Consider the following 25,787-nt stretch of genomic DNA (forward strand, 5'->3'; position numbering starts at 1 on the left):
CCAAGGGATTAGATCGGCTGGGCGGCCAGTCGGTTGGCGATGATGTCTTGGATCTGTCTGATGAGGACGGTCCGTCGCCGGACAACGTCGCTGTGACGTTCGTTGGACAAGTCCGCGGGGTAGTGGCGGGCGAGGTTGTTGGAAATGACATGCAGGTAGCCGAAATCGATCCCGGCATCGCGTGCTGCGACTCCCATAGGGCCGATCTCGGGATCGACGAATGCGTGCTCGGCGTGCTCGGTCAGCCAGTCCCGGTTCTCCAGGAGGATCGAGGGTGAGGTGACGTGGATGCCGGTGTGCACGCCTGGTTGGGCGGTGGCGAAGTCGCCGAAGAAGTCGGGCCACGCGACGAGGCTGCCGCCGACGAGGCTTGTGTTTCCGGTGGCCAGCCGCGTGTTGGGCTCGATGTCGGGGCGAAGCGCGCCGACCTTGCCGACGTAGACGACGTCGCGGGCGCCGAGCTCGGCCAGGCGCGTGACCACGCGTCCGGCGACGTCGCCCCAGATGCTGTGGAGGAACCCGAGGTAGACCACCCGGCGGCCGTGGATCTGAGCGCGTTGCCAGGCGTAGCCGTGCCCGTAGGTCCACGCTCCGTCGGCAGGGGCAAGGTGCGCCAAGCCCCAGCCGACGATCACGAGGTCGCCATCGAGTTCGAGGTCGAGCTTCGACACCGCCTCGCGGGACAACGTCGGGTCGGGCAACTCGTAGGTGACCGTGTCGGCCCGTTTTCCTGTCATGGAAAGGTAGGTGGCGATGATCAGCGCGTAGTGGTGGACGTAGTCGGCACCGGGGAATGCCTTGACGATGAGGTCACCGCCGTGGGCCTCGGCGGTGGGGCGCTCGAAGTTGAACAGCTTGCCCGTCTTCTCATGTGCGGAGATCACGGCTCCGCGGTCGTAGCCGCCGACAACATGGATGGTTTCCCAGTCGTGGTCCTGGATCAGGTGGTGCACCTTGATCTGCAGGTAGCGCAAAAGGCGGTCCGGAGCCATCGTGTGCCTGTCCACAACGATGGGGGACGTGCGCGACGCCGAGCCGGGGCACGCAGCCGGAACGGTGTTGGCGAGAAGGCTCATCACGCCGCCTCCGGGATTCGCACGCTGCTGCCGGCCGCCTCACGGACGACGGCGATGTTGCGGCGTATCAGGCCGAACCGCTCCTCGGGGATTGGCCCCAGGTCCTCAATCCGCGGGGTCGGGGGCTTCTCGTAGGGACCGTCGGGCAGCATCTCGATGCCCATCGCGCCGAGGATGACCGGGGCGGCGCCGTCGACCGAGGCGATCCATTCGTGCTCGCGCTGTTCGACGAGTTCGAGGTGCCCGGTCCGGCCGAGGCCGAGCAGTCGATAGACGATCCGGTCCTCGACCATGCCGTGGTCTTCCAGGTACCGGGTGGCGGCCCAGCGGGTGCGGCAGAGCAGGTCTTCGGGCGCGGGGCGCCGGGAGGCCGGTAGCGCGATCGCTCCGACGTAGTCGCTGGAAGCGAAGTAGTCGTAGCAGCGCAGCCACTCTTGATCGTCTGCTGCGTGCAGCACGACGCACAGGCGGAACTCGTCGCTGAGGTCGAGGATCTCGCGGGCGGCTTCGTCGCTGGCCTTGATGGTGGCGAGCCCGTCGCGCATGACGTCCGGGAGGATGATCTCGCGGGCGTCCACGATGCGGGCCGCCGCGATCAGGTCGGCGGCCGGCAGGGCGTGGCCGAGATCGAAGACCCCGTTGTCGACAATGATCTCCGCGCCCCGCTGCGCCTCGCGGTGGAAGAACGCGCGATAGGCAGCGTCGGTCAGAACACGCTGGGCCGCCACGTGGTGGACGCTGGCGGGCTCCTGCGCCACGAAGGCGTCCAGGTAGTCGGGCGGGGCGATCGCGGAGAAGTCGATGCTCTTGGCCATCAGGCGACCCTCCACCTGTCCGTGGCGAGGGCGAGGAACTGTTGGGAGAGCACAGGATCACTCTCGAATCGGCCACCGGCCTGCAGTGTGGTGGTACGAGCTGCCTCCATCCGCACGCCCCGCGCGCTCATGCACAGGTGCGTGCCGCGGACCGCGACGGCCACGTCGGAACTGCCGAGCACGACGGCGATCTCGTCGGCTACCTGCCGGGTGAAGCGCTCCTGCACCTGAAGGCGGCCCGCGTACTGCTGTGCGATGCGACCGAACTTCGACAGGCCGATCACCTCGCCGTCCGGTACGTAGCCGACGGCGACGTCGAGGTTCATGGGCAGCAGGTGGTGCTCACACAGCGACCAGACGCTCATGCCGCCGACCACCACCAACTGGCCGCTCAGGTGTTGCTCGGGGAAGGAGGTCGGTGCGGCCGACGGCTCCGGGGAGAAGAAACCGCGCCACCACGCGGCGACCCTGGCTGGTGTGTCCGACAGGCCCTCCCGTTCGGGGTCCTCGCCGATCGCGGCGAGGAGCTGGCCGACAAGATCGGCAACGCGCTCGGTGTCGACCGGGCCCGACGACACCAGGTCCTGGCTTTCGCTGGGAGCAAGCCTGTCGAGAGTGTTGGTCACGGACTTCGCCTCGCTTCCGGGGGCGTGAATGGGTCAAGGACGTCAACGGCGGCGGCTCCTGGTAGCGCCACTGCCCGCAGGCGCGGGGGGCGACATGCCGGGCGCAGCGACAGCGACCGTGAGCGCCGCGATCCAGTGCTCGGTCTGGGAATCGGTGTCACCGCGCTCCGGTCAGGATGTGCAGGCGGGTGGAGACGTTCCATCCACGTTCAGTGGCCGGGCCGTAGAGCGCGTCCATGCCAGCCAGAACCTTCTCCTGGGTGGTGCCTTCCGGCATCACCCACACCGGAGCCAGGCGGTGTTCCTCGACGAGCTGGGCGATCTCATCGAGGTCGCGGTCGGGCTCGGTGACAACGAACTTGAACACCGCGCGGCCTGTCGCGACCAACGCCGAGAGGGCCTCGGGCTTGATTCGGGTGGAGTAGGTCATGCCGGAGTTCGCGAGTTTCGGACTCACCACCCACAGGTCGACCAAAGAGGCGAGTTCCGGTGTGGGTGCGACCGTGCCGTTGGTTTCGACCTGCACCCGCACGTTGGCCAGGCCGCGGGCCAGGGCGGTCATGGCGGGCTGCTGCAACATCGGCTCCCCGCCGGTGATCACCATCATGTCCACGCCGCGCTCACGCACCCATGTCACCAGCTCGGCGACGGGGACTTTGTCGCTGACGTCAGCCGGGTTGTACTTGCTCCAGTCCCAGCTCTCCGGGGTGTCGCAGAAGCCGCACCGGAGGTTGCAGCGGGAGAACCGGACGAACACGCAGCGCTGCCCGGTCCACGGGCCTTCGCCCTGGAACGACTCGAACTTCTCCGTGAGAATCGCGGAACCCTCTACCGGTTCGGCAGCCAAGGTCAGCGTGTTCACGAGGCATCGCCTCGTTCCCACAGGCCGGTGGTGGTCTCCGAGTCGACCCGAACTGATACGAGTCGACCGCGGATCTCCGGCTCGACGTTGTCGACGAACCAACCAGCCAGGTGCGCGACCAGCGCAGGCCCGGCGGCACGTAGCCCCGCGTCGGCGGCAGGGGCCCGGAGGTAAGCCCCGAACGGCTTCACGTCACCGAAATCGGTGATGAACCCAACCTCGTCGAGTCCGTCCGCCCCCAGCACCAGCGTGACGTCGCCGTGGCTGGTCTTGAAAGTCTTCGAGATCGTGACCTCGCCGGTGACGCCGTCACAGCGTGCCGACGTGGTCGCGGTCTCCGAAACAACCATCGCGACCAGCCTGATCGACGTCGAGGATTCAACGTTGTCTCGGAACCAGTCGGCAAGGTGAGCAGCGAGAAGCTCGCTCGTCGGGTGGAAGGTGACCTGCTCGTTGAGCAACCGGTGGTCAAACGTCGCGGTCAGATACTCCCCAAGGGGTGACAGGTCGCCGGGGGCGTCATCGCGCACGAGCGCCGAGGCGGTCACCGTGTAGTTGTGGCCGTGGTTGCGGCTGCACTTGTGGCTGGTCGGCAGCAGCCTCAGCTCGTGGCTGGCGCTGAAGTCGAACGACTGCGAGATGGTGATCTGGCCGTCCGCCACACGCTTCTTGTCAGCGGCCTTCATGTAGCCCTCCTTCGTCGGTCATGCCGAACAGCACTCGGACGACGTGCGCTGGCGGCGAACTGCTCGTGCCGGGCCGGACGACGCAGTGGCGAAAGTCCTGGAGTTGAACCGAGTCGTGACGATCTGTAGTACCTTCTCTGCCGGTGAACCTTACTGCGATATCGGAAAGGCGACAAGGTTGGTGTCTGAGCGTCGAGGGTGGCCTTGCTGCCTTACGACTAAGGTCAACGGCGGGAGCACCTCCCACCACGAGACGCAAGGAGGGCGAGCGATGACCGACGCCGGCCCGTGGACGAGCGTGTCGATGCCGTATGTGAGCGGCCACCGCGGCGACACCTGGGGCACCGAGGCGGCAGAGCACGGCGGCATGGGAACGCAGAAGCTGCTGAGCGTTGACGAGGTGGCCGCCTCGGCGGCGGTGGCCGACATGCTCGGCCTGGCTGCGGGTGAGCCGGTAGTCGCGAGGCGCCGCCTCATGCTGTTCAACGACCACCCGGTCGAACTCGTCGACTCCTACTACCCGGTGAACATCGCTCGAGGCACCAGGCTGGCCGAGCACCGCAAGATCCCCGGCGGTGCCGTCGCTCTCCTGGCCGACCTCGGACATCGGCCGCGCCGCGTACGTGAGGACGTCAGCGCGCGGCTTGCCACGCCGCACGAACGGACCACGCTGGAACTGAACGACCCGTCCTGCGTGCTGCTGCTCGTCCGCCTGCTCCTCGCTGGAGACGAACGGCCTGTCGAAGCCAGCGTGATGACGATGGTGGCCGACGGACGGCGGCTGCGATACGAGCTGACGCCATGACCGCTCTGACGACGTCCGTAGGAGACGGTCTTGCCTCGCGCGCGTGACAGCCGGCCCCGGCACCAGCAGATCGCGGCGGAACTGCGCGATCTCATCATGCGTGGCGAGCTGAGCCCCGGTACACAACTGCCGTCCACTGCGCAGCTCGTGGAGCGGTACGGCGCAGCGAACGCCACCATCCAGCACGCGCTGAAGGCCCTGAAGGACGAAGGCTTCCTCGACAGCCGTGTCGGCAAAGGCGTCTACGTCCGCGACCGGCAGCCGTTTGTCATCGACGCCTCCGCCTACATCTCGCCCGAACCAGGCCGGTTCCGCTACCAGCTGCTCAAGGTCGACAACGTCGTTCCACCGGCAGACGTCGTCGCCGGATTGCAGCTGGCGCCGGGCGCTACCGCGATCGTCCGCACCAGAATCCTCCTCCACGACGACCAGCCCGTGGAGTTGTCCGCGTCCTACTACCCCGCCGAGATCGCCGACAACAGCAGCCTGGCGAAGGCCGCGAAGATCCGCGGCGGCGCGCCGCAAGCCCTTGCCGAGCTCGGCTTCCCTCAGCGGACCTTCGTAGACCGGATTTCGGCACGGTCCCCGACGGTGGAGGAAGCCGAGACGCTGGACCTTCCAGATGGGACTCCGGTGATCCGGCAGTTGCGTGTCATCTACAGCGACAACGAACGCCCCGTTGAAGCCTCGGTCCTCATCAAGGGCGCACACCTGTACGAGCTGTTGTACCGCCAGACCGTAGAGACCGAGTTGGGCTAGTGCCACGATGCCAAGGGTTTCGATTTCAAACACGACAACTGCATTGGTGACGATCTCCTCATCGGTCACGCCCTCGAACTACGACTTGGTCCGAGACCTCAGTGCGGTGCGTCGAACGTCCCCGCCAGCACGTCCACGCGAACGGGAACTCCCCATCGACATGGAGGGTGGTCTCGTCACCCGGCATCTCCGTGGTGCGTTCTGGTGAAGGCGCTTCTAGGTACTTGGGCTGCCGCCGAAGACGGAAACTCGCCAGACCGCAGCGACCTCAGTCAAGTCACGATGATCAACGACGGCCAGAGCGGAGACGCGGCGCCAATGAGGCGGCAATGAGGCGGCGTCCTACTTGACCTGCGGAAACACACTTTTCGTGGCAGTAGTCCGAACGGGTGCTGCTCGCCGAGCGGGTGATCAGCCTTGACCGCTAGCTGGTTATCGTGGCATCGGACCGACGGAGCGAGGTGATGTTCATGGGCGATCGGCGAGAGGCGTTCGCCGCGCGGCGGGAGCTGATGGGCTACACCCAGGAGAGCTTCGGGGCGGCAGTGGGCGTGGAGTTCTCCACCGTCGGACGATGGGAACGGGGTGAGCTGACTCCACAGCCGTATCGCCGCCGTCGTATCGCTAATGCGCTTGGGGTGAGCATCGACGAGTTGGGTGCGTTGCTCGCGCCACCCCGGCAGACCTCTACCGTTGCCGTTGTACTACCCGACCCCGCGGAGGCCGACGACATGAACCGTCGAGACCTGCTCCGCTTGTTCAGCATGACGGGCGCGCTGCTTGCGCTGCCTGCTGACGAGCCAGCTCTCGGCGCTGTCGACCGGCTCGCTGCGGCGGCTCCCACCGGCATGGTTGCCTCGACCGAGGCAGCGGAGTTCGCCCAACTCAACTCCCACCTGTGGCGCGTGTTCGCCCTGTCACCGACGAAGGCGCAGGTACTACCACTGGTGCGGGCCCAGCTCCTGGTACTCACCGGCTCCCTGCGCCGGCCGCAGACATCAGACATTCGACGGCGGCTGTGCAAGCTGACCGCCGACCTGTACCAGCTGGCTGGCGAGATCTTCTTCGACGGCGACGAGTACACCGACGCAGCCCACTGCTACGCCCTGGCGGCGACAGCGGGCAAGGAGGCCGCCGCCTCCGACCTCTGGGCCTGTGCGTTGACCAGGCACGCCTTCATCGCCGTGTATGAGCGCCGGTTTAACGAGGCCGCACCGCTGCTCGAACTGGCCGCCAGCCTGGCCCGCCGAGGCGACCCGGCCCTCTCCACGCGGCAATGGATCGCCGCCGTGCAGGCAGAGACCTACGCCGGTCTCGGCGACCTGGATGCTTGCCAGCGTGCACTCGACACGGCTGCCGAAGTCCAACACCTCCGCGGTCCGGTTCACAACGGCGGTTGGCTCCGGTTCGATGGTTCCCGCCTGTCCGAGGAACGCGGCACCTGCTACGTCACCCTGGGCCGCTACGACCTCGCTGAGGCTGCTCTGACCGATGCGCTGGCCGGCGACCTGACGGCCCGCCGGAAAGCCGGTGTTCTCACCGACCTGGCGATGATCGGAGTGCATCGTCGCGATCCTGATCAGGTCGTGACCTACGTCAACGCCGCCCTGGCCACCGCCCGCCAGACCGGCTCCGGAGTCATCGCACGGAAGCTGCGCGGGCTACAGCCGAACCTGGCTCCGTTGCTAACCGACCAGCAGATTCAGCGACTCGACGCGGAGATCACCAAACTCCCTGGCAACCGCGCCGCATGATGGAGGACAGCAGGATGCAGAACGACCGTGGCCGCGTGTTCCGCGAGGCGTGGATCGCAGGTGTCATCAAGCATTACCCCGGAGAGCCCAAGCCCGGCTACATCACTCCGTGGGACGAGACCCCGGACTGGGAACGCGACGCCGCGACCGCCGTGTACGACCAGGTCCTCGCCTTCATCAAGGCCACTGACGGCGCCACCGCCAAGCTCACTTCGGACCAGAAAGGCCGCTTCGTCGCGCTGTGCTGGATCGGCCAGATCTACAAGCACTTCCCCGACCCGAAGCCGTCCTACGTCGCGGACTGGGACGCATTGCCGGACTGGCAGAAGGCGACGGATACCGACATTTTCGAGCGCATCGAACAAGACCTCTAAAGGTGCGGACATATCCGCGCAGGGTGTTGGAGGCAGCGGGTAAGAGGGCAGGTGTATCAACCGCAGGGGCCGTGCTGATCCGTGATGGCGCGAACGTCCTCTACCAGCTGGCGGGCGATGTCGTCGCTCGGGTCGGTCCGCCGGGGTCTTGGGTCGTCGCTGCTCGCCAGGTCCAGGCGTCACAGTGGCTGGCCGAGGGCGGAATCCCCGTCGTGCGCGCGCTCGACCACATCAACCAGCCTACGATGGTCGAGGATCGGCCAGTCACCTGGTGGGCGAGGCTGCCTGATCACCGCCATGCCACGCCAGCTGAACTGGGCACGGTACTGGCACGACTTCACGCCTTGGACGTTCCTGAATTACTTCCCAGCACGGTTGTCGACCCCTTTGAAGGCTTGCGAGAGGCAATCGACTTTGGAACGGCGGTATCCGAGAATGACCGCACGTGGCTTCGAGACCTCTTGGACCGCTTGCGCACCGAGTACGCGGAGTTGGTTCCTGGATTGACTCGGTGCGTCATCCACGGTGATGCCTGGCAGGGCAACGTTGTCGTTCCGAATACAGGTGGCGATGCCATCTTGCTGGACCTCGACCACATCGGAGTCGGACCTCGCGAATGGGACTGGTCTCCTTGGCCGTCGACTACACCGACTTCGCCAGGATCACGAAGTCGGACTATCAGGCTTTCGTGCGCGCATACGGAGGCTTCGACATGACCACTTGGTCCGGCTACCGCACAATGGCCACAGCCAGAGAACTGCGATGGACCGCCTTCGTTCTCGGCAAAGCCACGACCGACCAAAAAGCGGCGGAAGAGGCACAGCATCGAGTCGCCTGCTTGCGGGGCGAGATCGACCGGCCCTGGTCGTGGTCAGCCTTCTAGGTGCGAACCAACCGACCCACCAAGATCGTCATTCACCGGAGCAGGACTCGTCCGGTCGACGGTCCCCGGACGGTCGAGTACATCGCGATGTGCCTTTTCCGTGCCTGACCATGATCGGAACCGCCACAGGCTTGGCCCCGTCTGGGTGATGCATTATGGCCTCTGACCTGCTCGGATCGTGTCCTCGCTATGGTGATGATCCAACCTGGGGGTGACTGGAATGGCGGACCGGCGAGAGCGGCTTGCGGGGCGGCGGGAAGCGTTGGGGTTCACCCAGGAGTCGTTCGCCCGTGAGATCGGCGTCGAGCTGTCCACGGTCGGTCGATGGGAACGAGGGACACAGGATCCTCAACCGTGGATGCGCCCCAAGATCGCGAAGGCGCTGAAGGTATCGGTCGACGAGCTCGCCGCCCTCCTGTCCGGAGAGGCGTTGCGGTCTGCCGATCCGGTTGATGCGAGCAACGCACTTGGTCCTGAGATCGCCGAACATGTCCGTCAGAGCCAGGCGGAGTGGCTTCGGGTCCGTCGCGCTGCGGGCGTGCGGGGGCGGGAACTGGCGGAACTGGCCGCGTGGCTGTACCCGGTCAGCAAACGTGCACCCGGCGGCCATGTATTGACCGGTCCGGGCTGGCTGTTGGACACGCCCGTGGAGTTGGACTCGGTGCGGCTGAAGTTCTCCGAGGCCGAGCGTCCGGTGTCGAAGCTAGAGCCGGTGGACCACGTTTTGCCGCTCACCGCTCGCGGTGAGCGCTATGCCGGCTACAGCCGGGCCGTGCGGGACCTCGTACGGCCTCGGCTGCTGGAGAACCGACTCAGCTACCGGCTGCTGGAGGTGTCCCAGCGCGATGGGCTGGAGCTGACGTTTGGGACCACCACGTTCTTCGAGGTGTTCGACATCAAGGAGTGTCTCGCTCACGAGTTCAAGGCCGCCTGGCTGGCATCGGGTGGGTCGGTTCCAGACTGGAGCGCACTGCCGCTGCGCTCGACGATTGGCGACCCGTTCGACCCCTCCCGGATGTTGATGTCACCTGGCATCAGCACTCTGACGATCCGCAAGGACCGGCGGGGTGAGCACCGGTTCATGATGCACCAGCGCGACGGCCGCGCCGTCGCCGACGGCGGCGGCATGTGCACCGTCATGCCCTCCGGAGAGTTCCAGCCCTCATCGCTCGCCGCGGTCGACGTGCACAATGACTTCTCCCTGTGGCGCAACATCATGCGCGAATATTCCGAGGAGTTCCTCGGCAACCCCGAACACGACGGGGCCGGAGCTGGCTCCATCAACTACGCCGAGCAGGAGCCGTTCCGCTCTTTCGAGCGGGCTCGCGCCGACGGCCGATTTCGGCTATGGCACTACGGCTTGGTGATGGACGCCCTCACCCTGGGCGCGAGCCAGCGGACCGTCGCTGTGGTCGACGACGAAGTCTTCGACCGATTGTTCACCGGGTTGGTGGCGACGAACGACGAGGGGCACGTCGTCGGTGAGGGCGGCCGGACCGACATGCCGTTCACCAGTGAGGCGATCGACCGGCTCGAACCCCGTCTGTCAGCCAGTTCTTTGACATTGCTGCGTCTCGCATGGCGGGATCGTCAGCATCTACTCGGACCATGAAGCGAGCAAGTCCGCTTCGAGGGCTCACAAAGTAACGCAGCTTTACTTTGCGAACTCAGCCCGCGAGTGTCTTGAATGCTTCCCACACTGCATTGCCTGAAGCGCCAATGGCAAGAGCGCCAGCCAGTTTAAGAACGGACCGGACAGCCACTCGGAAACCGGCCCCTCTACCTTCCGGAGACGTGACTGCCTCCTCCAAGACTTCAAGCGAATCGTCCAGTTCGCGGGATTGCTCGACCGACAGGTCGAGGTCCTCACGTCCTGCTTTGACCATCTCGACTACCTTGGCGACGACCTCCGAAATATCACCGGGCGCAGCGACGGTTGTGGTGGCCTGCGCGTGAGGACCGGCCGCGAAGGATGAACCGTTCACAGTGGATCGCGAAATATTGATCACCTGACGGCTTGAAGCTTGTTCGACCGGCATCGCATCCTTCAACACCTCGACCCCTTGGTGGCGCCGCTCTGCGTACCACCACGTCCTGCCAGCGCCGCTGATGCGGCCGTTGGACATGAGGCCCCACCTGGCGGCGGTGTCCCAGGCAAGCTTAGCCGCCTCGTCGTCATGGCCGATCGTCAAGAGCTTTCGAGCGAAGTCGACAGCCGGGCGGCGGTAGTGACAACCGGTGTCCTGCTCCATGAGCAGCGAGATCAGGTCGACCAAGGCTCGGCCAGCTTTGCAGTCCCCGTCGAAGTCGCACCCACGTCCAGAATTTTCCTCAATCCAGAGCTTGTCTGAGGAGCGCTTATCGAGCACGACGCCGGTATGCAGCGCTATCTGGACTGGAGCGCCGTCACGTCCGAAATGTTGAAACGTTGCGACGACATGACCGACGTTTACTCCGGGAGGCGGTCCTTGCCGGGAAAGGGTCTGCGCGTACGCGTAGTCGTAGCTCGGCTTGCATGGGTCGCGGTGGTGTTGAATCGCTTTCGCCGAGTCGAAAAAAGTGACGTAGTCGCCAGCTCGAATACCGTCAGCGTACTTTGAGACTGGTGAGTAGCTCCGACGACCGTACTCGACGGGGAGCTCGGACGGCACGTACGGCGTTCGAGGGCGGCGGGCAGGCAGGAATCGTGGCCAGGAGCGAGCATCCTGCCTGGCCTGCTCCGCGGCGGCCTCCTTTTCGGCCGCCGCTTGAGCGTCTTTGACTCGGAGGTGCTCACTCTGCGTTTCGCACGCAAGCACCGCCGCAGAGATGCGTGATCCACCCCTTGTTGCCGTCACCCGAACAAACACCTCGAACTGGTCACCGGTCGTTGCTGGCGGCGTGACGCAAGACCCGCGCCGTCCGGCTCACAGTACCGGGGGCTCGCAGGATCCTCCCCTTGGCGAGGCCGTTTACGCGGCGAGCTGCCCTACAGAGCGATGGCTGCGGGGAGGCGTCCGAGGACGGGTAGTGGGACGAAGTTCTCGGCGTGCGAAACGCCGATGCGTGCGCCCCACAGCCGGGCGAGGTTCTCGGCCATCGGCGCGAAGTGTTCGGCGATGGGCTGGGAGGCGTGCGCGGCCAGCGCGTGTTGCTTGGTGGCCCAGGTGGTGGTGATGTCGACGGTGGTGTGGGCGGGAACGGGGCCGTCGAGGGTGAGGCTGTTGTAGGTGTCGGTGGTGTAGACCCGGCGAGGGTGTCCGGTGGCGATGACGACCTCGGGAAGTGCCTCCAGCACGGCTTCGGCGATGCGTCGGTGGTCGGGGTGCACATCGCGCAGCGGGTGGGTGAGGACGACCTCGGGGCGGGTATCCAGCAGCAGTTCGCGTACGGCCGCCACGGTGGGCTCGTTGATCTGGTGGAGTCCGGCGCCGAGTGCGGCGGCCCCGGCGGCGGCCTCGCTGGCGCGGGGCTCGGGGTGGCGTGGGACGGCGATGGTGACGTCGGTTCCAGCGGCGGTGCAGAGGGCGAGCGTGCCGCCTGCCCAGAGTTCGGCGTCGTCGGGATGCGCCATCACGGTCAACACCGAGCCGGGCGGGATGAACGCCGTCGCGGTCACCCGAGTCACCACAGCCCGAGCTTGTCGATGACCTCGGCGGGGGTGGGTAGCGCCCGGCTGCTGCGGCCGGCGGGGAGCAGGGGCAGGGCGAGGTCGGTGCGCATCCTGATCAGGTCGCGCCAGCCGAGGACCTGGTCCCAGGCTTCGAGGACGGCCGCGCCCTTGGTGCCGGTGAGCCGTCCGGCGTCGGCGAGCTGGTCGAGGGTGAGACCGCCGGCCAGGAGCTTGGCGGCGGTGCCCGTCCCGACGCCGCGCACGCCTGGGATGTTGTCGGCCGGGTCGCCGGTGAGGGCCCGGAAGTCCGCCCACTGGGCCGGCTGGACCTGGTAGCGGTCGAACACGGTGTCAGGCTCGATGTGGCGATGCCCTCGCTTCATGGCGGTGTTGAGCACCCGGACGCGGCCGTCGATGAGCTGGTAGAAGTCGCGGTCACCGGACATGATCCACACCCGGCGCTCGGGGGCGTCGCGGCGAACGTGGGTGACGAGGGTAGCGATCACGTCGTCGGCTTCGGCCGTGTCGATCTCGATCCACGCCAGCTCGTAGGCGGTCAGCGCTTCCTGCACGTGCGGGATGGCGCGGATGGGTTTGAGCGCGGCTTCGTCGAGGACGCGGTTGGCCTTGTAGTCGCTGTCGGTGGCTTGGCGTTCGGCCGCGCCGTGCTGGCCGTCGAAGACCACGATCACCTCGGGCGGCGCGGTGAACTCTTCGCGGATGGCTACGCGCAGTAGCGCGAAGAAGGCGAACTCGGCGGTCAGGTCGCGGGTCTTGTCGCGCGAGTGGATCGCGGCGGGGAAGCCGAAGGCTCCGCGCCAGAGCAGGTTGTGGCCGTCGACCAGCAGAAGTGGGACGTCGTTCATCACCGCACCGCCTTGAGGAAGTCATGGGCGACTGTGGTGGGCAGATAGTCCCGCGAGCGGTAGTACGCAGCCCGTGATAGCGCTGCGTAGCGTACCGGATCGTCGAGGAGGACTTCGGCAGCACCCCACAGCCCAAATTCGCCGTGTGCGCGGGGCACCACGATCCCGCCCGCTCCCTCTCCGGTGCCGATGAGGACGGGCAGGTTGTCCACGTCGAAGGCAATGACGGGGGTGCCGACGCTCATGGCCTCCAGGGCGACGAGCCCGAAGGTCTCCTTGGTCGAGGGCACGATGACCACGGCGGCGTCGGCCAACCACGACTGCACCTGATCCCAGGGCAGACCGCTGTCACGGATGTTGCCCATGAGCAGGTGGACGGCGGCGTGGGCGCAGTGACGGTACTCGGCGGCTTGTGCGCCGGCGGCGTGCTCGAACCCGGCCTCGGCGAGGACGACCTCAATGCCGCGGTCGACGAGACGGCCGGCGTCGAGCAGGGCGCGGACGTTCTTCTCCGGGCCGAGCCGGGCCAGCACCCGTACCGGGCCGCCCCGCCGAAGCACCTCACGCTGGCGGTCGTCCGGCGCGCCGTGGTCGACGAGCAGGGCGTTGGGCACGGTTTGCCAGCAGGTGCTGTCGTAGCCCCGGTCGTGGGCTTGGCCGAGGACCGTGGTCGACGGCGCGACCACCACGTCGGCGCGTTCCAAGGCGGGCACGAGGTCCTGGTCGTGGCCGACGACGTGCATCGCCAGCACCGTCCGCACCCCGTCGCACGCTGGGGCAAGGCGTCCGAGTCCCCACAGGGCGTCGACGTAGACAGCGACGTCGACGCGGTGGCGGCGGTAGAGGGCGCGCAGGTCGGCGGCGATGATCTCGTCCTGGCCGTGGGTGCTGATCGCCTCGCGCAGTTCATCGTCGTCGGCGGGGAAGGTGACCCCGACCGAGCCGAGCACCACCAGGTCCTCGTCCATCCCCTCGTCCGTGGTGTGATCGGGTTCAGTGGCGGTGATGATCAGCGCCCGGTGTCCGAGCTGGCGCAGGCCGTGGGCGAGGGCGGCGGTGGCGCGTTCCATCCCGGCCGGGGCGTCGTGGGCGTAGGAGGCCAGGACGAACGCGACGGTCAGCGGTTTGCTGGTGTCAGGCATGGCTGGTCACCTGCTCCGGGATGGGTATGTCGGTGGTTGGCTGGTCGGGGCGCTTCTCCCAGGGAAAGCTGACCCAGTCCGACACTGTCCACACCGAGTAGTCCGGGCAGGTCTCCGCCCCGGTGTTCAGGCACAACGTCGCGGTGATCACGCGGGCGTCCGGGGCGAGGACCGGGGTGAGGACGTTGCGGAGTTTGTGCAGGGTGGCGCCGCTGCCGCAGATGTCGTCGACCACGAGGATGGTCCCGTCGAGCTTGCGGCGGCCGAGGTTGCGGCGGAAGGCGTCGAAGTCGACGGTGACCCTGCCGGTGGCCTGCCGGTACAGGCCGTCGTCGGCGTTGTGCCGGGCCTGGACGCTCCGGGGTTTCACGCCGAGTCGGCCGGCGAGGATGCGGGCGGGGGCGACGCCGCCGTTGGCGATGCCGATGACGTGGTCGACCTTCGGGTGGTCGCGGCTGATGGCGGCGAACAGCAGCAGGCAGGCGTCGCTCAGGGCCTCGGGGGTGACCCGCCAGATACGCTGGTGCTCGAACACGCGCTGTGCGGTGCGGGTCATGCCGAACCGTCCCGTCCGGTCACGGCCAGGCTGACCGGCCCGGTCAGCGGGCGCAGGGCGGCGATGGCGGTGGTGTCCGGCGTGTTGCGCCAGACCTGCCCGTCGGCGCGCACAACGGTGAACCCGGCGGCGTCGGCGCGGGTGCGCAGCCGCACCGGAACCGAGGCCGTGCCGAGCGCGGCGACCAGATGGTGGGCCTCCTCGTCCGGCATCTGTTCGGTGTCGGCGAGCGGGGCACCTTCACCGAAGGGCAGGTATTGCAGGACGGTCAGGCCGTGGACGCCGAGGCGGTCGGCCAGCTCGACCAGCGCGGGTAGTCCGGCCGCGGTGGAGCGCATGAGCACGGTCTGGATCTGGGTCGGGATGCCGTAGGCGAGGGCGGCGCGGATGCCGGAGACGGCCTTGGCGAAGCTGCCCTCGCCGCGCCACCGGTCGTGACGCTCGGGGTCGGGACCGTCGAGGCTGACCCGGATCGCGTCCACCCGGCGGGCGAGGGCTTCGACACGGCGGGGCAGGTGGGTGCCGTTGGTGGTGACGCTAACCGTGCAGCCGCCGTCGACCAGCACGGCGAGCAGGGTGGGCAGGTCACGGATGAGCAGCGGTTCGCCGCCGGAGACGTCCACGCCGAGCACACCGGAAGAGGCGATCCTGGCGGCGACCTCGGCGCGCTCGCCGCGGCCGAGCTCGGGCACGGACTTGTCGTCCAGGCACTGCGGGCAGGCCAGGTTGCAGCGCACGATGGGCGACCAGCACACGCTCACCGGCATCACGTCGCCCAGCTCACCGGGGTGGACTTCCGGTAGCGCGGTGATGGCCTCGTGGGTCAGGGCGGTGCGTCCGGTGAGGATCGGCTCGCCGGTCCGGTGGGTCAGGCCGGTGAGCGGGTCGTAGACGACACCGATCCCGCCGCGCGTGCCGGAGCCGACTATCCGGCGTGCCGAGGCTCGGCCGGTGGTCGTGGTTGTCGTGATCATGGGCGTCCCTCGCAGTGGGTGAGCAGCTCGGACATAGATGCGGTGAAGGCGTTGGTGCGGCCTCGCGGCGCGGGCGACTCCAGCAGCTCGCGGTAGCGGGCCAGCGTGCGCGGCCAGCCGGCGAGCTTGTGCTGCCACTGCTCGGCTGCATCGGGTGGGTCGAGGTGGAACCCGACGGCCTGGCGCAGCGGGATGACCAGAAGCCCGGCGGCGATCAGGCACGCGCCGAGGTAGGTGTCCTCCATGCCCCACCCGAGGCGGCCGAACTCCGGGTCGAAGGCGCCGACGTCCAGCACGGCGGCGCGCGGTACGGCGACCAGGGCGGTGACGACCATGCGGGGCAGGTCCCAGTCGAAGTAGGACTGCCCGTACCCGAGGTCGACGAAGTCGTGGGTGTCATCGAGCGGGCGGCCGTCCAGTGCTTCGGGCAGCGTGATCCCGCTGTAGGGCAACGTGACGTTCGGCGGTGGACGCCACACGACCCGGTGGTCGGCGGCGAGGTTCGGGATGCGGCCCAGGATGGCCGGGTCCTGCGAGTGCACCTCGTAGCGCAGGTTGTGGCGGAAGCCGACCAGCACGCTGGTGTCGGTGGCGCGGGTGGCGACGTCGGTGATCACGTGCGAGGGGATCACCATGTCGCCGTCGAGGTAGAGCACGGTCTGCCCTTTGGCGAGGGCGGTGCCGACGTTGCGGGCGGTGGCCGCGCCCATCCGCTGCGGCAGTCGCACCAGTCGGTCGACCACCCGGTGCCGAGCGGCGACGTGGGCGGTGTCGTCGGTGCTGGCGTCGTCGACGACGATGACCTCGAACTCGTACTGGTGGTGTTGGGCGTCCAGGGCGTCGAGCACGGTCGCCAGGCAGTAGCCGACCTGGTGGGCGGGGATGACCACCGAGACGGTGCGTGCGGACGCCAGCCAGCAGTCCGACGGGGTGGGCTGGTGCCAGCCGACCCCGTCGGCGAGGGCCTCCCAGGCATGGGTGCTGGAGCTGTGGTTGTTGCCGTGCCGCAGCAACTCCTCCCGCAGCAGCAGCGGGCCGGGGTCGAACTCGGAAGTGGTCACAGCCAGCCCCACCCCGACAACACGGCGCTCGTCCCAGTCCAGTCGAGGGGGTTGGGCAGCAACGTCAAGGTCAGCGGCGGCGCGTGGTCGAACAGGCACTCGGCGGCGGCCAGGTACAGCGGCTCCAGCACCACCAGCACGTGCCGCAACCCCTCGGCCCGCAGGTCGGTGGTCAGGCGCTCGGCTACGCGAGCCTGGAGTGCTTGCGCTTCGCCGCGGGTGCGGAGCTTGCGCTCGTAGGTACCCACGAGGTCGTCGGGGTGCAGCAGGCCGTGTGCGCCGGACAGGATGCGCAACCGTGCCCGATGCTCGGCTGAGAGGTGGTCGCGCAGGCGGGGCGTGAGCGCGCCCTGATACAGCTCCAGCGCCGGGACCGGGGTCGTGGTGACCAGCTTCTCCCGGCTGCAGGAGACGATGATCAGTCCCTGCTCGGGCTCGAGCCTGCTGGTGGGAGTCATGGCTGGCGCACCACACGCATCCCGATGCCCGGCGAGGCCAGCTCGGCGGGCGCGGCGTTGAGGAAGGTGGTGCGCGCGTACAGCGCGGGCGAGGCGTAGGAGCCGCCGCGCAGCGTGACGCCGCCGCCCATCGTGGCGCGGGCGGTCCACTCCCAGACGTTGCCCGCCACGTCCAGCAGCCCCTCCGAAGTCGCCCCGTCCGGGTGGGCGTCGACCGGGCAGGTAGTGCCGAGGTTGGAATCGCGCAGGTTCGCCAACTCGGGCGTCCAGTCCTGATCGCCCCACGGCCAGCGCCGCCGGGCGGGGCCGCCCGCCATCCACTCCCACTCCGCCGAGGTCGGCAGCCGCCCACCCAGGGCGCGGGCGATCTCGGTGGCCTCGGCATGGGTCATCCCGGTGACCGGGTGCAGCCCGCTGTCACCACCGCGCTCACCGCGCAGTTGGGCACAAGTGATCGGGGTGCGCGTCCACAGCAGCGTGCCGACCTCGACCGGCCGGGCATCGTCGCCGAACCGGCAGGTTCCTCCGGGTACCTCGACCCACTCGATCTTCATGGTGGTCAGCCCCCGATCAGGAACAGGTCTTCGACGTTGGCGCGCGTCCGCACGCGGCTCTTGGATCCGTTGGGACGCAACCCGAATCGGGCTAGGGCCTCGGCGATGACGGTGAAGGCGGCGTGGGCCTCGGTCTCGTCGGCGGCGAAGGCGGCGTAGTTGTCGGCGAACCGCACCACCCGCAGCCCGCCCAGCAGGGCGTCGGAACGGGACAGGCGCAGGTTGATCAGCAGCGGCGCGAGCCCGGAACCCGGCGCCATCGGGTACGGCATCGCGGCCAGCGCGGTGCGCACCTGGTCGAGGAAGGTGCCGTCGTGGACGTGCTGGGCGCACCAGTCGACGACCTGCTCGACCGTGGCGTCCTCGGACACCGAGGCCACGTCGACGTCGGCGACCGCGCGCAAGCCGGCCGCGACGTGAGCCGCGGCGTGGCGCAGCGCGGTGATGCGGTTGCGGCGAGGCCGGTAGCCGGACACCCAGTCGGCCAGCACCTGCGTCTCCAGGATCGGCTCGATCGCGTTGCGCAGCGCGCGGTGCACCAGCCGGTCGATCATCGTGGGCACGCACACCGTCATCGGCTTGCCGGTGTAGGTCGGGAACGGCACCTCCCGCACCGGGCCTGGCTGCCAGGTGCCCTCGGCCAACTGCTCGGCCAGTCGGGGCAGCAGTTCGGAGGCACGTCGCCGCAACTCCGCGAGCGTCATCCGGTCCGCACCAGGTGCCGAGGTTCGCCGTCCGCACTGCCGCAACGCGGTCCGCAGGTGCTTCTCGTCCAGCAACGACATCAGTGAGTGCGCTTGCATGACAGGGGTTGGTGGCACGGCACGCGGGTGCGCTAGGGTCGGGCCCGCTTGAGCGGCAGGCACGCTCCCTTGATCACCGAGACCAGGCTCGCAACCCAACACGCGCGAGCTGTGAACGAGGGAAAGACGGCCCCGCTCAGGCCCGAGGCTTGCGGGCTTCGCGTCCACGATTCTCACGCTCCTTCACGCGGCCCGGTACACGGTGGGGTCGGCGATGCCGTTGTCGCGGAAGGCTTCTTGGCGTTCGGTGCACGTTCCGCAGGTGCCGCAGTGCACCTCCCGGCCCCGGTAGCAGGACCACGTGCGGGCGAACGGGACCGCCAGCGCCTCGCCGACGCGCACGATGTCGGTCTTCGTCAGCGTCAGAAAAGGGGCAAGCACCTGGAACCCCGGCACCAGCAGACCCTCGTTGGCCGCCTGCACGCTGCGGGCGAACCGCTCCACGAACTCCGGCCGGCAATCGGGGTAGATGGTGTGGTCACCGGCGTGCGCGCCGAAGGCGACCGCGTCCGCGCGCACCGCGATAGCGACCGCCACAGCGATGTCGAGCATGATCGCGTTGCGGTTGGGCACCACCGTGGCTGCCATCGACTCGTCGGTGTAGTGCCCGTCGGGCACCGCCACCGAGGTATCGGTCAACGCCGAACCAGTCAGCAGCGCGCCCAAGCTGGTCAGGTCGATGATCCGGTGCGGGCTCAGCAGCAGCCGTGCGATCTCGGCGGCGTGATCGAGTTCGACGCGGTGGCGCTGCCCGTAGTCGAACGAGACCAGCGTCAGGCGGCTGTGGCGGGCGGCCAGCCAGTAGGCCAGCACGGTGGAATCCAGGCCACCGGACGCGATGACGATCGCGTGTTCGGGGTGGCGGTGCTCGGGGTGGTCGATCGTCATGGCCGGTCACCACGTCCGCGTGAAGGTACGCCGAACCGCGCCGACAACGGCTCCCCAACTCGGGAGTTCCTCGCCCGCCTCGGGGCGCTGCAACCAGCGCAGGCCGCCCTCGGTCGTGCCGAACGCGGGCAGCGTGACCGTGTCGCCCGGCTTGTACCACCCGACCTGGGCGGCCATGAGGTCGTCGACGGTCGACTGGCGCATGGGCGTGCGCGGCTGGGTCAGGAAGACCCAGTCGACCGCCTTCTTGCCGGGCACGACGATGATCGGCGCGCGCATCATCGCCCGGACGAGCTCGTGGTTCACCTCGCCGCCGAACCCGGCCCGCATCACCAGCGCGTCGATCGTCTCGCCCAGGCGCAGCCGGACTTCGCCGGTTTCCGAGTCGATCGTCGTCGGCCAGCTCAGCAGGTTGGTGTAGTACCGCCGGAGCACGCTCGGCGCGATGTCGTCGTCATGCTGCCGGGTGTCGGTCGCGGTTGCTGTGGTCATGGAAAGGCTCCCGTCGTGCAGGGGTTGGTGCGGCGGAGCCGAGGCGCCTCAAAGGGAAAACCCCGGCCCCGCCGTGATCGAGGACGCGGCACTTCATGGCCGCACGGATCGCGCTGATCAACAGTCGGCGCGAGTTCGCGAATCAGGGACGTCGGACATTGCTCCGACCCCGTACCGGCCGACCTGATGTGGAGCGCGCGGTCGTTGGCCGGTTGTCGAGACGGCTCACGCGGCTTCGCTTTCCCTGATGAAGCCCAAGCCGTGCGTGCCGACCGTCTTCAGCGCGTGCGACAACACCGGTGACGGCGGCTGCTTCGGCTGACGCCAATGCCTGCCGACGTAGGGCGACACGGCCAGGCTGTGTCTGCCGGAGGCGGCCTCGGAGCGTCGTTGCCGGAAAGCCCGCAACAGCAGGCAACTGACGAACACCACGGCGGCGATCGCCGTGAGGACGGGAGCCAACGAGATCACGCGGCCCCACCTCGCAGGGCGGGGATCGCGGCGGAACCAGGTATCGGGGTCGTGGTTCCGCCGCGATATGACGGTGAAGCAGGGCGCCCCGCGACGGCTGGGGGTCCACCGTCGCCGTACTGCTTCACCGTGCTCGCTGTGCCGATCTCCTCGGAGAGGCCAGTCCCACCGGGGGCAGGGGTGGCGGCCACCTCAACGGCCGTGGCGATAACGGAGCGGAACTGCTCGGTCTCAGCGACGTCGAGCCTGGCCACCTCACCTGGGGGTGCCATCACTACGACGTCCGAGCCACGCACGAGCACCGTCAAGCTCCGAGGGCGGCCGGCGATATCCCGGCACGTCACCGCCCAAGGTCCGCGGTCGTTCATCGTGCGTCACCGCCTCGTGCGGTGGTCCAACTCCGTACCCACACCGGCTGCACGAGAAAACGCGGCACAGCGAGCTTTGTTTGTGGGCATCGCGAAACCGGAGGTTCCGCGAATCGCTGGAAGAGTGTCATCATCTACTCCGTAACTCAGCGAGTCCCGATTTACTTTTGTCCCGAACTTCTGCTACTCCCATAGCGTCGAGCGTTTAGTTGTTCACCGGTCGAACCGGAGGGGCGGGGTAACGGTGCTGGTAGAACCACTGTTAACCCGCCAACGCAGCTAAACGTCCGCCGCGCGGCGCGAACCAGAGCGGGGACGCAGCGGCGATGGGGCGTCCACGGGGCGGCAGGGCACGTGACCTGCGGATTTCCCAATCGGGCACGCTTGTGCCAAACGGGTGAACCCGCGTAATACTCTGGGTACCGGCGGCAGAATCGCGAGACACGACGGGGCGACTTGTGATAGCCGCAGGCAGCGTTGAACTGCACGGACAGGCGCACTCCGGAAGCTGACTCACTCCGGCTGGTCAAGATCCTCTAAGGTTCTGGGGTTCCGTTGCGCGGGTCGGCCTTGACCTGCGCAAACGACAGCGGGACGATCCTGGGGCCACCGACGCGGAGGGAGCGGTATGGCTGTGCGGCGACAGAGCCTCGCGGAGCGTCGCGAAGCCTTGGGGTACACGCAAGAGGCACTCGCCAGCACGATGGGCGTCGATCGATCCACGGTCGCACGCTGGGAGCGAGGCGTTCAGAAGCCACAGCCCTGGATGCGACCGAACCTGGCGAAGGCGCTCCAGTTGACACCCGACCGCCTCGTCGCACTTCTGGATGGAACAGCTCCACTTCACGCGGACCTATTGACGGCTGCGCCCGGAGACCCAGCGGGGTTGAGTCACCTCGACGGCCAGCAAGTCGTCGACAGCATCTTTGCGACGGCTCAACAGTGGCAAGTCGCCGACCGTAGAGTCGGCGGCGGTGCCTTGTATCCGTCAGTCACCCAATACCTGACCCGCGAAATAGCGCCACAATTGGTTTCGCCCACATTCGGCGTCTCCGTTCCTCGACTGTTCGCCGCCGCCGCGTCGATCACCGAGATTGCCGGATGGATGGCACACGACAGTGGGCAAGACGGTAGCGCGCGAGGGTATTTCGATCGCGCCTTCCGACTAGCGTTGGCCGGGAACGATCGGGCACTGGCCGCGAACGCCTGTGCCTCAATGGCGCATCTGGCAATCGAGCTGCGGCAACCGCACGACGCCTTGCGCATCGCCGCTGAAGGGCTTGGGCAAGCCACAGCGGCCTACGGCACCTCACGTCTGATCGCTCGACTCCACGCCATGCGTGCTCGCGGGCTTGCCCTCGTCGGCGATCGGGCCGGGTGCTGCAACGCGCTGGAAGACGCCGAGCGCGTCCTGGGCAAGGTTCACGGAGAACAACCCGCTCAATGGGTCGCAGGGTTTGACGAGGCGTCGTTGGCCAGCGAGGCCGCGCTGTGCTTCCTGCAACTGACGGAACTCGGCGAAGCCGAACGGTGCGCTCGGGAAGTCATCCGCCTGCGGTCGGGAGACCGCGTTCGAAGCCGCACCTTCGCCCAACTCACCCTCGCCAACGTCCTGGTGCACGCAGGCCGGGTCGACGAAGCGGCAGCAATCGGCCACGAAGCCTGTGACACGACCGCCTCCTTGCACTCGGCGAGGGTGGTGCATCAACTCCGAGCCCTCGGTGGCGTGTTGAGCCTGGCACCGAAGACGAGCCGGGTTTCCTCATTCCTCGCCGCGCTGGCCGGTCTGTCGGCCGCCTCCGGCGAAGTCAACAGTGCGGCGTCGTCGTGGCCGGTATGACCGACGACGAGGCGTGCTTCGCCTACCTCGCGGAGGGCAATGCCAAGCAGGCGCGCAAGCGCGTAGCCGCCGACCTTCTGATCCGGGACGAAGACGGGCGGGTTCTACTGGTCAACCCCACCTATAAGGACAACTGGGATCTCCCCGGCGGCATGGTGGAGAGCAACGAACCGCCGCGAACGGCAGGCGCCCGCGAGCTCGCCGAGGAGCTCGGTCTCACCGTCACCGCCGGCCGTATCCTGGTGCTGGACTGGGTTGGACCTCACGGACCGTGGGACGACCAGCTGATGTTCATCTTCGACGGCGGGACGTTGTCACCCGCGCAGGTGAAGACCATCCGAATCTCCGATCCGGAGATCGCCGAGTTCGTCTTCGTCGAGCCCGCGGAGGCGACGAGCATGCTGCGGCCCGACATGGCGCAGCGCCTGGCTCGAGCCTTAGACGCCCTCGCGACGGGCGTCACGTACTACTCGGAGTGAATGAGCTGGCGACCAGCACGCTCATGTTCGCTAAGAGCCGGTCGCGCTCAACACAACGGTTGCCACGGCACCCAGCGCGAGGAAGGGGCCGAGCGGCATCGGGTCGTCCCGTTCGGCACGGCCGGTCGTCCTGAGCGCGACCCGAACAACTGCTGCGAGCAGCCATCCCAGAAACGTCCCAGTGAACAGCGCCGTCCAGCTCCACCAGCCGAGCGCGAGCCCCAGGAGGCCGGCGAGCTTGACGTCGCCAGCACCGAGCCCGCCGACCGCGAGTGCGAGGCCGAGGTAGGCCGCGGCGAGGACGACCATGCTGGCCACCGACCGCAGCAGGTTGTCGTAGTTCGCGTGAAGCACGGCGTCCACGCCGAAGGCGACGGCAAGCACCAGGTAGCTCGGCAGCACCACCACGCCGGGAAGGCGCTGCTCGGCCAGGTCCACCATCGCGAGCGGGACCAGCACGGCCGCCAGGTAGCTGTAGGCCAGCAAGGCGACGCTCCAGTCCATCCGCCAGGCCAGCGCTGTGAACAACAGGCCGGTGAGCGCTGCTGCCGCTATCCAGCTCCAGCGGCTGAGACTCCGGTAGTGCAGCAGCTTTCGAGTCAGCAGTCCGAGCGCGCTTCCAACCAACACGCCGAGCGCGGTCCACGAAATGATCAATGTTGGTGAGGTCAAGCGCCCTCACCTCTTATCACCCTTCGTAGCAACATCGACACATCTTTCGCCCCCAAAAGGCCGCACCCTTCGCTCTAAGTGTTACCTCGCGACGGCCCGCAGAGTGACCGAAGTAGACCGATCGAGTGAATCTTCGTGAGTGGATGTCATACCGACTTCAAAGTCAGTGCTTCCCGACTTTGCAGTCGGTGGGGGTACGTGGTGTAGACGTGGTGAGTGTCACGAGACACAAGACGATCGTTACGGATGTGTGGGGGTGCACCTGTGGTAGGGGGGACGTTTCGCTCCTGGGGTGGTCGCGTGCTCATCGGTGCTGCGGCCTGCGCGGTTCTCGCAGCTTGTAGCTCCGGCGGCCCGGAGGGCCCGCCTTCCGGGACGTCGAGTCCTGTGGAGGCACCTTCGGCGTCGTCGAGCCCGAGTGCTGCGGTCTCCGCAGCGGACAAGGCGAAGAACGATGCCTTGGCCGCCTACCGGGGAATGTGGCAAGACTTCGTCGAGGCCGGGCGTACATCCGACTGGCAGTCCTCGAAGCTGGGGCAGCACGCGACGGGCGTGGCGCTGACGAACATGTCGCGCGGCCTGTACGCCGATCACTACAACGGCCTGGTCACCAAGGGTGAGCCGGTGCTGAACCCGACCGTATCCTCCGCGGAACCGGCCGGTGAGCCGAAGAAGATCATTGTTTCCGACTGCGGAGACTCGACGAATTGGTTGAAGTACCGCGCGGACAACGGCCAGCTCGCTGACAAAGAGCCGGGAGGACGCCAGGCGATCAACGCCATCGTCGAGAAGCAGTCCGACGGCTCCTGGAAGGTGTCCGACTTCGGCGTACACGACGTGGGGACGTGTTGATCATGCGACGTTTTACGACTGTCACGGGAATCGTCGCTGCAAGCCTGTTCGGTCTCGCAGCTCCCGCCCTGGCCGATGGCGGCTGGGGAAGCACGAATTGCAGTCAGGTTCCCACCCCGGCGTGCGAGCTGGGAGCTGGCAGCAACGGCAACAACGGACGGCCGGGCAACCCTGGACACGGCAACAACCCAGGCCGCCCTGGGACCGGCAACAACCCCGGCAACGGGAAGCCGACCAACCCCGGCGACACGATCGTCGGCGGGGACTCGAACCTGGCGAGTTGCTCCTACGTCAAAAGCGACTATCAGCCACCCTCCGGTGGCGTGGTCACCGCCGCCTACAAGCCGCCGACGACCAACGGCGGAGTGGTCCACGCTGCGGTGTTCCGGCCGACGGCGTTCCGTGCCCAAGCGGCGCAGCCTGGTCAGGGGCCGGGCGCGTGGTACGTGTGGAAGTGCACCACCGAGGGCGTCATGGATGGGCTCTACCGGCCGCCGGTGTGGATCGCCGACGGCCAGCAGCCGGGCGCGGCCTTGCTGCCCTCGCCCGCTGAACTCGCGCAGATGGCCCGCAAGCAGCTCCGGCTGCCCTCGCCGTCGATCGCGGCGAACCCGGCCGGCGACCAGCTGGTGAACCTGCCGACCTGGATGTGGCTGTCCGGCGGCTGGGGACCGGTCTCTGCCACCGCCTCGGTTCCCGGCGTGTCGGTGACGGCGGTCGCGACGCCGACGTCGGTGACCTGGGCGATGGGCGACGGCTCCACCGTCACCTGCACGGGCGCAGGAACGGCGTACAAGGCAGGCGCAGATCCCAAGGCGCCGTCGCCGGATTGCGGCCACGTCTACCGCCGATCGTCGGCGAGCCAACCGGGGCAGGCGTACCCGGTGACGGCGACCGTGCACTGGACGGTGACCTGGTCCGGTGCGGGCCAGGGCGGGACGTTCCCGGACATGACCACGACGGGCAACGCGACCTTCCGCGTGGCGGAATCGCAGGCGCTCAACAACGGCGGCGGCTGACCGCACCACGGCCTCCTCGCGAGGCATCACTTCCCAGCCCACAAAGCGATGATCATCTGT

General features: G+C 67.8%; 30 protein-coding genes and 1 pseudogene. 12 read left to right on the top strand and 19 right to left on the bottom strand.

All coding sequences use genetic code 11. From position 1 onward, the window contains the following. Positions 1–8: 8 nt before the first annotated feature. From AB0M48_RS11505 to AB0M48_RS11525, 5 genes are all read right to left on the bottom strand, one after another. Positions 9–1,076, bottom strand: a complete 1,068-nt coding sequence (locus AB0M48_RS11505) for a hypothetical protein (RefSeq protein ID WP_363839192.1) — start codon at positions 1,074–1,076, stop codon at positions 9–11. Next, positions 1,076–1,891, bottom strand: a complete 816-nt coding sequence (locus tag AB0M48_RS11510; RefSeq protein ID WP_363839195.1) for a hypothetical protein — start codon at positions 1,889–1,891, stop codon at positions 1,076–1,078. The genes AB0M48_RS11505 and AB0M48_RS11510 overlap by 1 nt, the downstream gene beginning before the upstream one ends. Further along, entirely contained in the window at positions 1,891–2,517 is a 627-nt protein-coding gene (folE, locus tag AB0M48_RS11515) for a GTP cyclohydrolase I (RefSeq protein ID WP_363839198.1), read from the bottom strand. The genes AB0M48_RS11510 and folE overlap by 1 nt, the downstream gene beginning before the upstream one ends. Positions 2,518–2,674: 157 nt before the next feature. Next, positions 2,675–3,379 (bottom strand): 7-carboxy-7-deazaguanine synthase QueE, encoded by a 705-nt coding sequence (locus AB0M48_RS11520; RefSeq protein WP_363839202.1) that lies wholly within the window; start codon positions 3,377–3,379, stop codon positions 2,675–2,677. Beyond that, positions 3,376–4,065 carry a 6-carboxytetrahydropterin synthase gene (locus AB0M48_RS11525; RefSeq protein WP_363839205.1) on the bottom strand — a complete coding sequence of 230 codons (690 nt, stop codon included), beginning with the start codon at positions 4,063–4,065 and terminating at the stop codon, positions 3,376–3,378. The genes AB0M48_RS11520 and AB0M48_RS11525 overlap by 4 nt, the downstream gene beginning before the upstream one ends. 271 nt (positions 4,066–4,336) lie before the next feature. On the opposite strand from AB0M48_RS11525, the gene AB0M48_RS11530 reads away from it, so the two are divergent. The 7 genes from AB0M48_RS11530 to AB0M48_RS11560 all read left to right on the top strand — a co-directional run bounded on the left by AB0M48_RS11530 (position 4,337) and on the right by AB0M48_RS11560 (position 10,252). Next, positions 4,337–4,870: a UTRA domain-containing protein gene (locus AB0M48_RS11530; RefSeq protein WP_363839209.1), complete on the top strand. Its 534-nt coding sequence runs from the start codon at positions 4,337–4,339 to the stop codon at positions 4,868–4,870. A 30-nt stretch (positions 4,871–4,900) separates the two neighbouring features. After that, positions 4,901–5,629, top strand: a complete 729-nt coding sequence (locus tag AB0M48_RS11535; RefSeq protein ID WP_363839212.1) for a GntR family transcriptional regulator — start codon at positions 4,901–4,903, stop codon at positions 5,627–5,629. A 470-nt stretch (positions 5,630–6,099) separates the two neighbouring features. Further along, a complete protein-coding gene (locus tag AB0M48_RS11540; protein ID WP_363839215.1) occupies positions 6,100–7,383 on the top strand; it encodes a helix-turn-helix transcriptional regulator in 1,284 nt (427 codons plus the stop codon). A 14-nt stretch (positions 7,384–7,397) separates the two neighbouring features. Next, positions 7,398–7,757 carry a hypothetical protein gene (locus AB0M48_RS11545; protein ID WP_363839218.1) on the top strand — a complete coding sequence of 120 codons (360 nt, stop codon included), beginning with the start codon at positions 7,398–7,400 and terminating at the stop codon, positions 7,755–7,757. A gap of 71 nt (positions 7,758–7,828) precedes the next feature. Beyond that, positions 7,829–8,473 carry a phosphotransferase gene (locus AB0M48_RS11550; RefSeq protein WP_363839221.1) on the top strand — a complete coding sequence of 215 codons (645 nt, stop codon included), beginning with the start codon at positions 7,829–7,831 and terminating at the stop codon, positions 8,471–8,473. Further along, the gene (locus tag AB0M48_RS11555; RefSeq protein WP_363839958.1) at positions 8,389–8,640 is read left to right on the top strand and encodes a hypothetical protein; all 252 of its coding nucleotides are present in this window, start codon (positions 8,389–8,391) and stop codon (positions 8,638–8,640) included. Before AB0M48_RS11550 ends, AB0M48_RS11555 begins: the two co-directional genes overlap by 85 nt. Positions 8,641–8,860: 220 nt before the next feature. Next, positions 8,861–10,252 carry a helix-turn-helix transcriptional regulator gene (locus AB0M48_RS11560; protein WP_363839224.1) on the top strand — a complete coding sequence of 464 codons (1,392 nt, stop codon included), beginning with the start codon at positions 8,861–8,863 and terminating at the stop codon, positions 10,250–10,252. Between the two features lie 55 nt (positions 10,253–10,307). On the opposite strand, the gene AB0M48_RS11565 is transcribed toward AB0M48_RS11560, so the two are convergent. The 13 genes from AB0M48_RS11565 to AB0M48_RS11625 all read right to left on the bottom strand — a co-directional run bounded on the left by AB0M48_RS11565 (position 10,308) and on the right by AB0M48_RS11625 (position 20,497). Further along, positions 10,308–10,916 (bottom strand): hypothetical protein, encoded by a 609-nt coding sequence (locus tag AB0M48_RS11565; RefSeq protein WP_363839227.1) that lies wholly within the window; start codon positions 10,914–10,916, stop codon positions 10,308–10,310. Between the two features lie 692 nt (positions 10,917–11,608). Continuing rightward, positions 11,609–12,238, bottom strand: a complete 630-nt coding sequence (locus AB0M48_RS11570; RefSeq protein ID WP_363839230.1) for a PIG-L family deacetylase — start codon at positions 12,236–12,238, stop codon at positions 11,609–11,611. 5 nt (positions 12,239–12,243) lie between these two features. Further along, on the bottom strand, positions 12,244–13,098 hold the full coding sequence (locus tag AB0M48_RS11575; protein WP_363839233.1) for a 5'-3' exonuclease H3TH domain-containing protein: 855 nt from the start codon (positions 13,096–13,098) through the stop codon (positions 12,244–12,246). Continuing rightward, complete coding sequence (locus tag AB0M48_RS11580) at positions 13,098–14,240, bottom strand: glycosyltransferase family 4 protein (RefSeq protein ID WP_363839237.1); 1,143 nt, start codon at positions 14,238–14,240, stop codon at positions 13,098–13,100. Before AB0M48_RS11580 ends, AB0M48_RS11575 begins: the two co-directional genes overlap by 1 nt. Beyond that, positions 14,233–14,796 (bottom strand): phosphoribosyltransferase family protein, encoded by a 564-nt coding sequence (locus AB0M48_RS11585; RefSeq protein WP_363839241.1) that lies wholly within the window; start codon positions 14,794–14,796, stop codon positions 14,233–14,235. Before AB0M48_RS11585 ends, AB0M48_RS11580 begins: the two co-directional genes overlap by 8 nt. Next, a complete protein-coding gene (locus tag AB0M48_RS11590) occupies positions 14,793–15,770 on the bottom strand; it encodes a radical SAM protein (protein ID WP_363839244.1) in 978 nt (325 codons plus the stop codon). The genes AB0M48_RS11585 and AB0M48_RS11590 overlap by 4 nt, the downstream gene beginning before the upstream one ends. Next, positions 15,767–16,831: a glycosyltransferase gene (locus AB0M48_RS11595; protein WP_363839247.1), complete on the bottom strand. Its 1,065-nt coding sequence runs from the start codon at positions 16,829–16,831 to the stop codon at positions 15,767–15,769. Before AB0M48_RS11595 ends, AB0M48_RS11590 begins: the two co-directional genes overlap by 4 nt. Beyond that, complete coding sequence (locus AB0M48_RS11600; protein WP_363839250.1) at positions 16,828–17,289, bottom strand: DUF6884 domain-containing protein; 462 nt, start codon at positions 17,287–17,289, stop codon at positions 16,828–16,830. Before AB0M48_RS11600 ends, AB0M48_RS11595 begins: the two co-directional genes overlap by 4 nt. Further along, positions 17,286–17,843: an SUMF1/EgtB/PvdO family nonheme iron enzyme gene (locus tag AB0M48_RS11605; protein ID WP_363839253.1), complete on the bottom strand. Its 558-nt coding sequence runs from the start codon at positions 17,841–17,843 to the stop codon at positions 17,286–17,288. The genes AB0M48_RS11600 and AB0M48_RS11605 overlap by 4 nt, the downstream gene beginning before the upstream one ends. Before the next feature lie 5 nt (positions 17,844–17,848). Continuing rightward, complete coding sequence (locus AB0M48_RS11610; protein WP_363839257.1) at positions 17,849–18,646, bottom strand: reverse transcriptase domain-containing protein; 798 nt, start codon at positions 18,644–18,646, stop codon at positions 17,849–17,851. Between the two features lie 183 nt (positions 18,647–18,829). Further along, a complete protein-coding gene (queC, locus tag AB0M48_RS11615; protein ID WP_363839260.1) occupies positions 18,830–19,534 on the bottom strand; it encodes a 7-cyano-7-deazaguanine synthase QueC in 705 nt (234 codons plus the stop codon). A 6-nt stretch (positions 19,535–19,540) separates the two neighbouring features. Further along, the gene (locus AB0M48_RS11620) at positions 19,541–20,026 is read right to left on the bottom strand and encodes a hypothetical protein (protein ID WP_363839265.1); all 486 of its coding nucleotides are present in this window, start codon (positions 20,024–20,026) and stop codon (positions 19,541–19,543) included. Between the two features lie 225 nt (positions 20,027–20,251). Next, positions 20,252–20,497, bottom strand: a complete 246-nt coding sequence (locus AB0M48_RS11625) for a hypothetical protein (RefSeq protein ID WP_363839268.1) — start codon at positions 20,495–20,497, stop codon at positions 20,252–20,254. 996 nt (positions 20,498–21,493) lie between these two features. On the opposite strand from AB0M48_RS11625, the pseudogene AB0M48_RS11630 reads away from it, so the two are divergent. From AB0M48_RS11630 to AB0M48_RS11640, 3 genes and pseudogenes are all read left to right on the top strand, one after another. Then, positions 21,494–21,673: pseudogene (locus tag AB0M48_RS11630) on the top strand (helix-turn-helix transcriptional regulator); the annotation flags it as partial. A gap of 78 nt (positions 21,674–21,751) precedes the next feature. Next, a complete protein-coding gene (locus tag AB0M48_RS11635) occupies positions 21,752–22,705 on the top strand; it encodes a hypothetical protein (protein WP_363839961.1) in 954 nt (317 codons plus the stop codon). Further along, positions 22,702–23,184, top strand: a complete 483-nt coding sequence (locus AB0M48_RS11640; protein ID WP_363839271.1) for an NUDIX hydrolase — start codon at positions 22,702–22,704, stop codon at positions 23,182–23,184. The genes AB0M48_RS11635 and AB0M48_RS11640 overlap by 4 nt, the downstream gene beginning before the upstream one ends. A gap of 30 nt (positions 23,185–23,214) precedes the next feature. Here AB0M48_RS11640 and AB0M48_RS11645 read toward each other — a convergent pair whose 3' ends face one another. Next, entirely contained in the window at positions 23,215–23,856 is a 642-nt protein-coding gene (locus AB0M48_RS11645; protein WP_363839274.1) for an A24 family peptidase, read from the bottom strand. A gap of 300 nt (positions 23,857–24,156) precedes the next feature. Between AB0M48_RS11645 and AB0M48_RS11650 the strand changes: the two genes are divergently transcribed. Both AB0M48_RS11650 and AB0M48_RS11655 read left to right on the top strand, forming a co-directional pair. Further along, entirely contained in the window at positions 24,157–24,708 is a 552-nt protein-coding gene (locus tag AB0M48_RS11650) for a hypothetical protein (RefSeq protein ID WP_363839277.1), read from the top strand. Between the two features lie 2 nt (positions 24,709–24,710). After that, on the top strand, positions 24,711–25,727 hold the full coding sequence (locus AB0M48_RS11655; RefSeq protein ID WP_363839280.1) for a hypothetical protein: 1,017 nt from the start codon (positions 24,711–24,713) through the stop codon (positions 25,725–25,727). Positions 25,728–25,787: the final 60 nt, after the last annotated feature.

Source organism: Lentzea sp. NPDC051208 (genome assembly GCF_040682435.1).
GTDB classification, from domain to species: domain Bacteria; phylum Actinomycetota; class Actinomycetes; order Mycobacteriales; family Pseudonocardiaceae; genus Lentzea; species Lentzea kristufekii.

Bases quoted from the DNA above. Each gene is read 5' to 3' on its own strand.
- AB0M48_RS11505 (WP_363839192.1), bottom strand. From the start codon at position 1,076: ATGAGCCTTCTCGCCAACACCGTTCCGGCTGCGTGCCCCGGCTCGGCG.
- AB0M48_RS11510 (WP_363839195.1), bottom strand. From the start codon at position 1,891: ATGGCCAAGAGCATCGACTTCTCCGCGATCGCCCCGCCCGACTACCTG.
- AB0M48_RS11525 (WP_363839205.1), bottom strand. From the start codon at position 4,065: ATGAAGGCCGCTGACAAGAAGCGTGTGGCGGACGGCCAGATCACCATC.
- AB0M48_RS11530 (WP_363839209.1), top strand. From the start codon at position 4,337: ATGACCGACGCCGGCCCGTGGACGAGCGTGTCGATGCCGTATGTGAGC.
- AB0M48_RS11540 (WP_363839215.1), top strand. From the start codon at position 6,100: ATGGGCGATCGGCGAGAGGCGTTCGCCGCGCGGCGGGAGCTGATGGGC.
- AB0M48_RS11545 (WP_363839218.1), top strand. From the start codon at position 7,398: ATGCAGAACGACCGTGGCCGCGTGTTCCGCGAGGCGTGGATCGCAGGT.
- AB0M48_RS11560 (WP_363839224.1), top strand. From the start codon at position 8,861: ATGGCGGACCGGCGAGAGCGGCTTGCGGGGCGGCGGGAAGCGTTGGGG.
- AB0M48_RS11575 (WP_363839233.1), bottom strand. From the start codon at position 13,098: ATGAACGACGTCCCACTTCTGCTGGTCGACGGCCACAACCTGCTCTGG.
- AB0M48_RS11580 (WP_363839237.1), bottom strand. From the start codon at position 14,240: ATGCCTGACACCAGCAAACCGCTGACCGTCGCGTTCGTCCTGGCCTCC.
- AB0M48_RS11585 (WP_363839241.1), bottom strand. From the start codon at position 14,796: ATGACCCGCACCGCACAGCGCGTGTTCGAGCACCAGCGTATCTGGCGG.
- AB0M48_RS11590 (WP_363839244.1), bottom strand. From the start codon at position 15,770: ATGATCACGACAACCACGACCACCGGCCGAGCCTCGGCACGCCGGATA.
- AB0M48_RS11600 (WP_363839250.1), bottom strand. From the start codon at position 17,289: ATGACTCCCACCAGCAGGCTCGAGCCCGAGCAGGGACTGATCATCGTC.
- AB0M48_RS11605 (WP_363839253.1), bottom strand. From the start codon at position 17,843: ATGAAGATCGAGTGGGTCGAGGTACCCGGAGGAACCTGCCGGTTCGGC.
- AB0M48_RS11610 (WP_363839257.1), bottom strand. From the start codon at position 18,646: ATGCAAGCGCACTCACTGATGTCGTTGCTGGACGAGAAGCACCTGCGG.
- queC (WP_363839260.1), bottom strand. From the start codon at position 19,534: ATGACGATCGACCACCCCGAGCACCGCCACCCCGAACACGCGATCGTC.
- AB0M48_RS11620 (WP_363839265.1), bottom strand. From the start codon at position 20,026: ATGACCACAGCAACCGCGACCGACACCCGGCAGCATGACGACGACATC.
- AB0M48_RS11640 (WP_363839271.1), top strand. From the start codon at position 22,702: ATGACCGACGACGAGGCGTGCTTCGCCTACCTCGCGGAGGGCAATGCC.
- AB0M48_RS11655 (WP_363839280.1), top strand. From the start codon at position 24,711: ATGCGACGTTTTACGACTGTCACGGGAATCGTCGCTGCAAGCCTGTTC.